The sequence below is a fragment of the Mycobacterium sp. genome (assembly GCF_050701675.1).
Classification (GTDB): domain Bacteria; phylum Actinomycetota; class Actinomycetes; order Mycobacteriales; family Mycobacteriaceae; genus Mycobacterium.
Map to the genome: position 1 here is coordinate 1 of NZ_JBOGDD010000862.1, position 9,609 is coordinate 9,609.

General features: G+C 68.2%; 10 protein-coding genes. 3 read left to right on the forward strand and 7 right to left on the reverse strand.

Annotation, left to right across the window (positions count from 1 at the left end):
- A partial coding sequence (locus ACRDUX_RS26475; protein WP_526418102.1) for a cytochrome P450 occupies window positions 1-1,120 on the reverse strand: 1,120 nt, incomplete at its 3' end.
- Window positions 1,121-1,312: 192 nt separating this feature from the next.
- On the opposite strand from ACRDUX_RS26475, the gene ACRDUX_RS26480 reads away from it, so the two are divergent.
- Window positions 1,313-1,870: a TetR/AcrR family transcriptional regulator gene (locus ACRDUX_RS26480; RefSeq protein WP_526418104.1), complete on the forward strand. Its 558-nt coding sequence runs from the start codon at window positions 1,313-1,315 to the stop codon at window positions 1,868-1,870.
- Here the strand turns inward: ACRDUX_RS26480 and ACRDUX_RS26485 are convergent.
- The 3 genes from ACRDUX_RS26485 to ACRDUX_RS26495 all read right to left on the reverse strand — a co-directional run bounded on the left by ACRDUX_RS26485 (window position 1,867) and on the right by ACRDUX_RS26495 (window position 4,038).
- Window positions 1,867-2,283: a DUF5313 family protein gene (locus ACRDUX_RS26485; protein ID WP_526418106.1), complete on the reverse strand. Its 417-nt coding sequence runs from the start codon at window positions 2,281-2,283 to the stop codon at window positions 1,867-1,869. The genes ACRDUX_RS26480 and ACRDUX_RS26485 overlap by 4 nt on opposite strands.
- 28 nt (window positions 2,284-2,311) lie before the next feature.
- A complete protein-coding gene (locus ACRDUX_RS26490; RefSeq protein WP_526418108.1) occupies window positions 2,312-2,800 on the reverse strand; it encodes a MarR family winged helix-turn-helix transcriptional regulator in 489 nt (162 codons plus the stop codon).
- A gap of 62 nt (window positions 2,801-2,862) precedes the next feature.
- Entirely contained in the window at window positions 2,863-4,038 is a 1,176-nt protein-coding gene (locus ACRDUX_RS26495; protein ID WP_526418110.1) for a metallophosphoesterase, read from the reverse strand.
- A gap of 71 nt (window positions 4,039-4,109) precedes the next feature.
- Here ACRDUX_RS26495 and ACRDUX_RS26500 point away from each other — a divergent pair, with 71 nt between their 5' ends.
- Complete coding sequence (locus tag ACRDUX_RS26500) at window positions 4,110-5,039, forward strand: NAD(P)/FAD-dependent oxidoreductase (protein WP_526418112.1); 930 nt, start codon at window positions 4,110-4,112, stop codon at window positions 5,037-5,039.
- A gap of 3 nt (window positions 5,040-5,042) precedes the next feature.
- On the opposite strand, the gene ACRDUX_RS26505 is transcribed toward ACRDUX_RS26500, so the two are convergent.
- The 3 genes from ACRDUX_RS26505 to ACRDUX_RS26515 all read right to left on the reverse strand — a co-directional run bounded on the left by ACRDUX_RS26505 (window position 5,043) and on the right by ACRDUX_RS26515 (window position 8,975).
- Complete coding sequence (locus tag ACRDUX_RS26505) at window positions 5,043-6,188, reverse strand: NAD(P)/FAD-dependent oxidoreductase (protein WP_526418114.1); 1,146 nt, start codon at window positions 6,186-6,188, stop codon at window positions 5,043-5,045.
- 67 nt (window positions 6,189-6,255) lie between these two features.
- Complete coding sequence (locus ACRDUX_RS26510) at window positions 6,256-7,482, reverse strand: hypothetical protein (RefSeq protein WP_526418116.1); 1,227 nt, start codon at window positions 7,480-7,482, stop codon at window positions 6,256-6,258.
- 113 nt (window positions 7,483-7,595) lie between these two features.
- Window positions 7,596-8,975 carry an NAD(P)/FAD-dependent oxidoreductase gene (locus tag ACRDUX_RS26515; protein WP_526418118.1) on the reverse strand — a complete coding sequence of 460 codons (1,380 nt, stop codon included), beginning with the start codon at window positions 8,973-8,975 and terminating at the stop codon, window positions 7,596-7,598.
- Window positions 8,976-9,210: 235 nt separating this feature from the next.
- Between ACRDUX_RS26515 and ACRDUX_RS26520 the strand changes: the two genes are divergently transcribed.
- A partial coding sequence (locus tag ACRDUX_RS26520) for an MFS transporter (protein ID WP_526418120.1) occupies window positions 9,211-9,609 on the forward strand: 399 nt, incomplete at its 3' end.

Consider the following 9,609-nt stretch of genomic DNA (forward strand, 5'->3'; position numbering starts at 1 on the left):
GCAGTGAACCGAGCACGATCCTGGCTTCCAGGCGAGCGAGCGCGGCTCCGACGCAGAAGTGCGCTCCCCTACCAAAGGCGATGTGCCCCTTGCCATCAACCCGATCGAGGCGAAACTGGTCGGGGTCCTCGAAATGAGAAGGGTCTCGGTTGGCTGCGCCCCACACCAGCAGCAAGCGCGAACCGGCGGCGATGTCGACTCCGCCGAGGGTGGTGTCGCGCAGTACGTGACGGTAATGGCCGCGGAACGGTGGTTCGTAGCGCAACACCTCTTCGAGAAAGGTGCCGACGAGATCCGGGTCGTCACGCAACCGCTGCTGGACGTCCGGACGTGTCGCCAAGATCCACGTCGCCGAGCCGATCAAGGAGGCCGTGGATTCACCTCCGGCGCTGAACAGCGTGATCAACATGAAAAGCGCAGCGGTGCGTTCCATTACCCCCGAGTCGCACGCCGCCGCGAGGTCTCCGAGCAGGTTGTCGCGCGGGTCCGCAGATGCCCGCTCCAGCTGTTCCGTGAGGTAGCCGCCGAGTTCGGTGACGGCGACACCTGCCGCGACGAGCTGATGCCGGTCGGCGAGTCCCTCGACCAGCTGGGTCGCCGCGTATCCCCAGCGAACGAGCTTGTCGGTGTCCTCGTCGGGGACGCCGATGATCCGCCCGACGATCGTCATTGGCAGTCGATTGGCCACTGCGCTCATCCACTCGATGCGACCGCCCGGTAAGTGCGCGTTCCGAAGCCGGTTGGCGGTGTCGACGATGAACGGCTCGGAGGCGCGAATCCGCTTCGCGGCGAGCTGCGGAACCAACGCCTTCCGGTGGACGGCGTGCGCGGGGTCGTCGGCGGTGGCGAGCACGTGACTCGCGCCGCCGATTCCCTCCATCTCGAAGGCGGCCACCGTGCCGTCGGGCTGGTACGACATGGTCGCCGTCAGATTCGAGGAGAAGTCCTCGGGGCGAGCGATCACGTCATTGACCGCGTCCCAGCTGCATACCGCGTGGAACCCCGAGTCGCCGATCCGATGCACCGGGCCCGTCGCCAGCATGCGCGCGTAGAGCGGATACGGATCTTGGATGCATTCGGCGTCGAAGAGCTCAAGACCCAACCGGCCGTCAACCGTCATTCCTCCAGGCTGATCTGCGACGACGGGACGCGTCAACGCATTACGGAGAAGTTGAACGACGTCGCGGAGGACTCCGGCGCCCGCTGTCTCAGCGATCGCCCCCCACCTGCCCGAAGGCTGAGACGTAACGGCAGAATCGTCTCACGGTGAGAATTCATCACCCTCGTGACGCATGGCGGGAAAGGTTCACCAATGGCTCGAGACGACTGGCTGGTCGGTGGTGATCGGCGCGCAGCCGCTGCCGACCGCATCTACGACATTGCCACCGACCTCGTCGCTCAACGGGGACTCGCCGCCCTGGACATCGACACCTTGGCCGCTCGAGCACACTGTTCGCGCGCGACCATCTACCGCCACGTCGGCGGTAAGACGGAGATCCGCGATGCCGTCGTCCTCCGTGGCGCGGGACGAATCGTTGACACTGTTCGGCGCACCGTTGCGGGCATGACCGGCCCTGACCGAGTCGTCACCGCCATCACCGTTGCGCTCGAACAGATCAGGTCCGACCCACTCGGGCAACTGATGGTCAGCCACCCGACCATGCTCGGACGCACCGACCTACCAGCGTCACCCGTGATCGCCGGTCTGGCCGCCGAGCTGACCGGAATCGCCGCGGACGATCCACGGGCTGCCCAGTGGATCGTCCACCTGGTGTTGTCGTTGGTGCATCAACCCATCGGGGACAGTCAAACGGAACGCGAGATCTTGGAGCGCTTCGTCGCACCCGCCTTCGAGCCCCGCGGCCGTTAGAACGGGCTGCTGTTCGACTGCCACTTGGCTTCTGGCGGGCGCGGTCCGAAGCGGCGGGCGTAGTCCTCGTGGAGGCGGGCGTCTCTCTTGCGCTTGATCACGTCGACCAGATTCGGGTCGAGACCGTGCTGCGCCAACCGGTGTCGGCGCCAAACCTTGTTCAACGCAAGCGACATGAGCACGGCCCAGATGTAGATCGGCGCCGTCATCTCGAAGTGCACGTAGAACGAAGCGGGAATCAGCCAGATCGGGGCGAGTACCAGAAGCGGTGGGATCGCCATCCGAATCAGGTGCCTGCGGACGGCTCCCTGACCGGCCAGGTCCTCGGCCACCCACGTGTGCATCGACGCGGGCAGTCGTCGGCCGTAGGCGTACGTGACGTACTCCCACGGGGTGGGGCGGGTGGTGGACATGGCGGCCTCCTTCAGGTCGGAATGGGGTTCAGTCGAGTGCACCCGCGGCCAGGGCGGCGGAGTTGACGCGGGTCAGCACCCGGCGCAACTCCTCCAGCTCGGCCAGGTCGACGCCGAGGCGCGTCACGACGGCCGGAGGGATCTCGAGTGCGCGGTTGCGCAACGCCGTGCCGCGTTCCGTCAGGACGACGTGGGTGGATCGCTCGTCGGCGGCGCTCCTGGTGCGGGTGATGAAGCCGAGTGCGGCCAAACGCTTGAGCATCGGCGAGAGCGTTGCCGAATCCAGTTGCAGCGCCGCGGCTATCTGCTTGACCGACAGCGGTGGGTGGCCCCCGACGGCCACCTTCTGGTGGTCCCAGAGCGTGAGCATCACCAGGTACTGCGGATGGGTCAGGCCAAGGGGTTCGAGCAGTGGCCGGTAGACGGCGAGCACCGCTCGGTTGGTGACCGCCAAGGCGAAGCAGACCTGCTGTCCGAGAGCGAGCGGATCAAGGTCGGATCGAGTCGATGTGGCCACAACTAAATAGTACGCGAATCATTAGCGCACTATCTATATCTCTCCCGTCACGCCTGCCGCGGCTAGCTCTGAAGAGACAGCACCGTGATGTCCGGTCGCGCTCCGACGCGTACCGGCGGACCCCAGAACCCGGCGCCACGCGAGACGTACAGCTGCGTGTCGTCCACGGAGGACAGCCCGGCGAGCGACGGTTGAACGGCCCGGACGACATAGTGGAACGGCCACATCTGGCCACCGTGGGTGTGCCCGGACAACTGCAGATCCACTCCACGCGCAGCGGCCTGCGCCACCTGCACCGGCTGGTGCGCGAGCAGAACCGTCGGCCTGGCCGAGTCCAGCCCGGACAGCGCCCGGTCGAAGTCCGGCGGGTCCGACCTGGACACGCCGGCGAGGTCGTTCACACCGGCGAGGTTGAAGGCCCCGGTGCCACGCCGGATCAGCGTGTTCTGGTTGCGCAGTGGCTGAACCCCGAGCCGCTCCAGCTCACTGAGCCAGGCAACCGGATCATCGACGAAGTACTCGTGGTTGCCGGTGACGAAGAAGTTTCCTTCTCGGGAGTGCAAGTCCCGCAACGGTTCCGCGGCCGGGCCCAGCTCGGAGACCGTACCGTCCACCAGGTCGCCGACGATCGCCACCAGGTCCGGCTCGGTCTCGTTGATCATCCTGACGATGCGCTCGGTGTGCGCGCGGCCCGACAGCGGGCCGAGGTGAATGTCCGACACCACGGCGATCCGAAACCCGTTGAACGCGGGATCGAGCCTGCGCAGGCGCACCGGCACCCGCAGCAGATCCGGTGGCCCGAGCGCAGTGGCCACTCCGAACCCGACCACGCCCACCGAGGCCGCGCCTGCGGCCGCGGCACTCGCCCTGGCGAGGAACAGCCGCCGGTTCACCGCCGACGACGCCGTGGGCGGATCCTCGGCTTCCGATTCCGTCGACGGCGGCCGCCTCGTCCAACCCCGCAGCGCGAGGCGGACCGGTTCCAGTACGAGCAAGATCAGGAACAGGTAGACGACCAGGGCGAACCAGAGGTACCCGGGCCAGGCAAACCACGTCGACGCGGTCACCCCGATGACGCGCGGCAAGGTCAAGGTCGCCACGACCAGCGCCGTGAGCACGACCAGGACGGCGGTCAGGACCCAGCGCGTGCGTCCCGGCCCGGTCGTGTCCTTGACCAGCCGTTTCCAGAGATAGAGGGTGATCAACCCGAGCAGCCCACTGAGAATGGCGAAGAACATGCGCGTCCCTCCGGGCGTCGACGTCTACCGAGAACCCTAGTTCGGGGCGGCTCCCGGATTAGCGTGGAACCATGTCCCCTCGAGTCGCAGTCGTCGGAGCCGGTCTGTCCGGGGCGGCGTGTGCTCGAGCGTTGCGCGAGCATCGAATCGAGGTGGACCTGATCGAACGCGGCCAAGCCCCCGGCGGCCGGATGGCCTCACCGTCGCTGCACGGCCGCCGGGTCGACGTCGGTGCGGCGTACTTCACCGCCAAGGATCCGGACTTCAGCGCGATCGTCGACGGCTGGGCCGCCCACGGCCTGGTCCGGGACTGGACCGACACCTTCGACGTGTTCTCCGCCGACGGGCACCACCGGACGTCCGGGCCGATGCGACGTGCCGCGCCAGGCGGCCTGCGCGCGCTGGTCCGGGCGTCGTTGCCCGATGGCGTACGCCTCGGTGAGGCGGTCGCTGCGCTCGAAGACCTCGACCACGACGCGGTCGTGCTGGCGATGCCCGACCCGCAGGCCGCGCGACTGGCGCCGGACGCCGTCGACTGGATCGCCTACGAGCCGGTGATCGCCGTCGCGGCGGGTTGGCCGCAGCGGTGCTGGCCCGTCGCGGACGCGGCGTTCGTAAACGACGATCCCGACCTCACCATGATCGCCGACGACGGGTCGCGGCGCGGGGACGGCGCCCCCGTCCTCGTCGCCCACACGACGGCGCAGCGTGCCCGCGCCCATCTCGAGTCGTCGGACGACGCGGTGGCGCCGGTGCGGGCAGCGCTGCTGCGGGTGCTCGGCGTCTCGGTGGATCCGGAGTGGACCCACGTCCACCGCTGGACGTTCGCCAAACCCACTGGGACCCACGGTGACGACGCGTTCGGCCTGACGACGTGGGGCGGCCGCCCGCTCGGGCTGTGCGGCGACTCGTGGTGTCCATCCGGTGCGCCGCGCGTGGAGTCGGCGTGGCTGTCCGGGCATCGGCTGGGTACCGAGCTTGCGCGACGGCTGGCGCCCTGACGGTCAGGCCGACGTGCCTGCGCGCCGTGGCGCGAGCTGCGTGACGTCCAGTCCGCGGGCGACGAGATCGGCGGGCACCGCTTGCCCGAGAACCAACGCGGCGCCCAACCGGGCGGCGGATGGCGCCGTCTGAATTCCGTATCCACCTTGGCCGGCCAACCAGAAGAAACCGGGCGCCTCGGGATCTTCGCCGATCACGAAGTTGCGATCGGGCGCGAAGGTGCGCAGGCCGGCCCAGGACGTGCCGATGCTGCGGACGCCGAGAGTGGTCGCGGTGTTGATCGCCTCGATGGCACGCGCGATCTCCAGCTCATCGGGCTTGGCGTCACATGGCGGGGAGGGCGTCTCATCCGCGGGCGAGCAAAGAAATTGTGCCCCTTCGGGATTGACGTAGAACGACTGGTCGACGTCGCTGCAGGTGGGCAAGCCGTCGTCCCGCTCACCCGTTGGTGAGGCCACCGTGAAGATCGTGCGGCGCAGCGGCGTCAAGCCAACCCCGCTCACACCGGCTGCCGTGGCGACGACGTCGGCCCACGCCCCGGCGGCATTGACGACGATGGGGGCCCGATGCAATCGCCCGTCGGCGGTGGTCACGGTCCAGCGGTTCGCACGCTGGGCCAGGCCCACCACCCTGGCATCGCGGTAGACGACGGCGCCGTTGGCGCGCGCACCGCGTACGTAACCCTGATGGATGGCTGCGACGTCGAGAGCCATCGCCCGCGGCTCGTAGAGCCCGCACTCGGCCACCTCGGGTCTCAGCATCGGAAAGACCTCGCAACACCGAGCGCCGCTCAGCAGTTCGGCATCGGAGACCAGCGACACCACGGACGCGTGCATCCGTTCGATGACGTGCCCCCGTCCGGTGGCCGCGAACTGCAGCAGCGGACGTGGACTCATCAATGCCGTGTCGAAGCAATCCGGCGGCTGCTCCAGAAACGCGCGACTCCCCGTCGTGAGCGCTCGAATCTGTTCCCCACCATAGGTTTCGAGGAAGGTCGCCGCCGACCGGCCGGTGGTGTGATACGCCAGTGTCGACTCCCTCTCGAGCACCGACACCCGCGCGGCACGGGAGAGCTCGTAGGCGATCGACAGCCCGGCGATGCCGCCGCCGATCACGATGACGTCAGCGCTGATGTCCACTGAACTCATCGAACCAGCCGCCGCCTTCCCGAGGTACACCGAGCCTACGACCGGTGAGAGACGACCGCCGAGGGAGTCAGCAGAAGATCGGAGGCAGGGCGTCCGATCGAAGGACACCCGCGATCGAACCCGCCAACTTGCCTGGGCCCGTCCGCAGGCGTAACCCGATGGTCCCGCCGTCGACACCAGCGACGTACTGGTTCAGGAACGTGACTGCCCCCGAGCGGACGTCGACGACCGTCGCGAAGGTGTCCTGATCCGCCGTGTCGCCCTGACGGTGCTCGCCGATGACCACGTATGAACCCACCACGTACACCGGCGGCAGCACGTCGGTCACCCGAACGACGTCACCGGTGACGCGTACCAGACCCGAGTCCGGTGACCACCACGCGACGCCGCTGCCACCCCGATCGACCCCGGTGAGCCAGGCGTAGACGGCGCCGTCGGTGGCCAGGCTGAGGCGGTCAGGACCCGAGTGGAGCGCGTCGGCCACGGGCGGCGGCAGCGGGGCGGCGATCTGGACCTTGGCGCGTTGCCACATGTTGACGTCCGGGTAGCCCCGCCGACCACCTTCCGTCCAGGTGAGTCCCGTCGCGGTGGCCCGCACGTCGCCGATGTCACCCGATGCCACCTCTGTCTCGGCGCCGGTGCCGAGGTCGAACGATCTGACGGTGCCGGTGCCGCGGCCGTACTGGTCGGAGGCGAAGGCGGTCCAATACACCTTGCCGTCGAACAGGGCGACGGTGTCGAGCCCGTTGGCACCGACCAGGTAGTCCTCGTCGGACCGCTGCGCGACGGTCCGCACCGACCCGTTCTGGCGGTCGATCACGTCGATGCGGATGATGCTGTTCAGCACACCGTTGGAGCCGCGGGGGATGCGGTCGACGCCGACGACGATCCAGCGCTCGTCCACCGCAACGGACCCCACGTCGTTTCGGTTGGGCTCGGGAACCTGGTAGATCTCGGTGACGGTCTTGTCGGCTCCGATCACCAGCAGGTCGCGGGTGTCACCGTTGTCGCGGACGGCGACGACCTCGCCGGCCGGTCCCACGGCGAGCACTTCGGTGGACACTCCGCCGGTATTGACCGCGCTGTCCTCGACCGCCTGCCCCCAAGCCGCAGGCAGTGCGGCCACACAGGACGGGCGGGCGGCCAGTGCCTGCTCGGCGGGCGTCGTCGACGGTGTTCCCGTCGGCGTCGCGCCGTGGTCGGCATCGCATGCCGTCGTCAGCACCTGTGCCGCGACCGTCAGGACCGCCAACACCGTGACTGCGAAGCTCGCGCGGGCACCCCTGGTCGTCACGCCGACCTCCCCAGCTCAGTGACTCGCGTTCAAGTGTGCACCGGGGGCAATCGCGCGGAGAGCGCTTCCTCCTGGCTGCACTGGTTTTCGTGACGCCACGGAGCCGGCGATGGCTAGGCGGTGCCGGCGGCCGGCCCGGGGATGGCGTCGGTCGACTTGGAGTTCACCGCGGACAGGTCGCAGTTCGGCCAGGTATACGGCTGCTCTGACGGAGTGCCGTTGCCGAGCAGGTACGTGCGGTCGGTGCGGTTCGAACGGGCGATGGCACTGAACCAGGTCGCCAGGGTGCTGATGCGGTTCTGCAGGCCGGTGAGGAAGGCGATGTGGACGAAACCCCAGCCCACCCAACCGGGAAAGCCGGTCAGTTTGATGGGGCCGGCCTGCAGCAGGGCATGCCCGCGGCTGATGTAGGCCGCCGAGCCGAGGTCTCGGTAGCGGTAGGGCTTGCGGGGCGTGCCTGCGAGGTCGTGCCGGATGGAGGCGGCGGCGTGCAGGCCGCCCTGCATGGCGTTCTCGGCCACACCGGGCAGGTGATCGCGGCCAACGAGGTCGCCGATGACGAAGATCTCCGAGTGACCGGGCACGGTCAGGTCGGCGTCGACTGCGATCCGCCCCGCGTGATCCGACGAGGCGCCAAGTACCTCGGCGACGTGGCGCGCGAATGGCACGGCCTCGACGCCTGCGGTCCACAGCACGGTACGCGCGGCGTACTCCTCGTCCGGACCGCTGGCCTTCGGTGAGATGGTCACGCCGTCGCGACGGACGTCGGTGACGTGCACGTCCATCCGCAGCTCGACGCCCAGATCTTCCAAGACCTTGGCGGCCTTGCCCGCCAGTTTTGGCGCGAAGCTCTTGACCAGGCGATCGCCGCCATCGAACAGCAGCACCCTTGCTTCCTCGGGCTCGATGCTGTGGAACTCGTTGGCCAGGGTGCGGGTGGCCATCTCCCGGATCTGCCCTGCCAGCTCCACCCCGGTGGGTCCGCCACCCGCGACGACGAAGGTCAACCAGGCGGCGCGCTCCGGTCCCGGGGGTAACGTTTCCGCAATCTCGAAGGCGCCGAACAGCCGCCTGCGGACCGACAGTGCGTCGTCGAGGGTCTTCATCCCCGGCGCCCATTGCGCGTATTCACCGTGGCCGAAGTACGACTGCTGCATCCCGACCGCAACGACCAGGACGTCGTAGTCGAGGGTGAAGGTGGTCTCATCGGGACGGCGGGCGGTGACCCGGCGCGTGTCGGGATCGAGGGCGATCGCGTCACCGAGCAGGGTGGTGACGTTGCGGTGGCGCTCCAGCTCCTCGCGCAGCGAACGGCTGATCTGCCCGACGCTCAGCGTCCCGGTGGCGCACTGATAGAGCAGCGGCTGGAAGACGTGGCACGCTGCGCGGTCGAGCAGCGTGACGTCGACGTCGGCACCGCCAAGGCGGCGAGCGCAGAACAAGCCGCCGAAGCCGCCCCCGATGATCAGAACCTTTGTGCGACCTTTGCTCACCGTTCCGAGGCTAGACGCGACGGGACGACCACACATCCCTCAACACCCCGGACTTCATCCTTTGTGACCGGTGACCTGCTCGGTGGGTGACGGCAGGTTTAACCGGGAGGTAACGGTGAACTCTTGCCGATGGCGTGCAACCGTGGAAACGTGACGGATTGTCAACAAAACTACGACTTTGCGACGTAAGTCACCACCCGCTCCCCCGCGAGGTGACCGACGGGACTCAGAGTCGATGGACGAGGAGGATCCCGTGGGTTCCGAACAGGCTCATCCGACCGAAATCGTGTCGTCGCCGAGTGTCGTGCGGAAAGCGGTCGCAGCGTCCGCGATTGGCAACGCCACCGAGTGGTTCGACTACGGCATCTACGCCTATGGCGTGACCTACATCTCCGCGGCGATCTTCCCAGGGGACACCAGCACCGCGACGCTGCTGGCGCTGATGACGTTCGCCGTTTCGTTCCTGGTCCGGCCCCTCGGTGGCTTCGTCTGGGGCCCGCTGGGTGACCGGCTCGGCCGCAAGAGGGTGCTGGCGATCACCATCCTGATGATGGCCGGCGCAACCCTGTGCGTCGGGCTGGTGCCGTCGTACGCCACGATCGGGCTGTGGGCACCGATCCTGCTGGTGCTGCTC

What these genes read in the sequence shown, in the direction of transcription:
- ACRDUX_RS26495 (WP_526418110.1), bottom strand. Translation starts at nt 4,038, where the DNA reads ATGTTCTTCGCCATTCTCAGTGGGCTGCTCGGGTTGATCACCCTCTAT.
- ACRDUX_RS26480 (WP_526418104.1), top strand. Translation starts at nt 1,313, where the DNA reads ATGGCTCGAGACGACTGGCTGGTCGGTGGTGATCGGCGCGCAGCCGCT.
- ACRDUX_RS26500 (WP_526418112.1), top strand. Translation starts at nt 4,110, where the DNA reads ATGTCCCCTCGAGTCGCAGTCGTCGGAGCCGGTCTGTCCGGGGCGGCG.
- ACRDUX_RS26485 (WP_526418106.1), bottom strand. Translation starts at nt 2,283, where the DNA reads ATGTCCACCACCCGCCCCACCCCGTGGGAGTACGTCACGTACGCCTAC.
- ACRDUX_RS26505 (WP_526418114.1), bottom strand. Translation starts at nt 6,188, where the DNA reads ATGAGTTCAGTGGACATCAGCGCTGACGTCATCGTGATCGGCGGCGGC.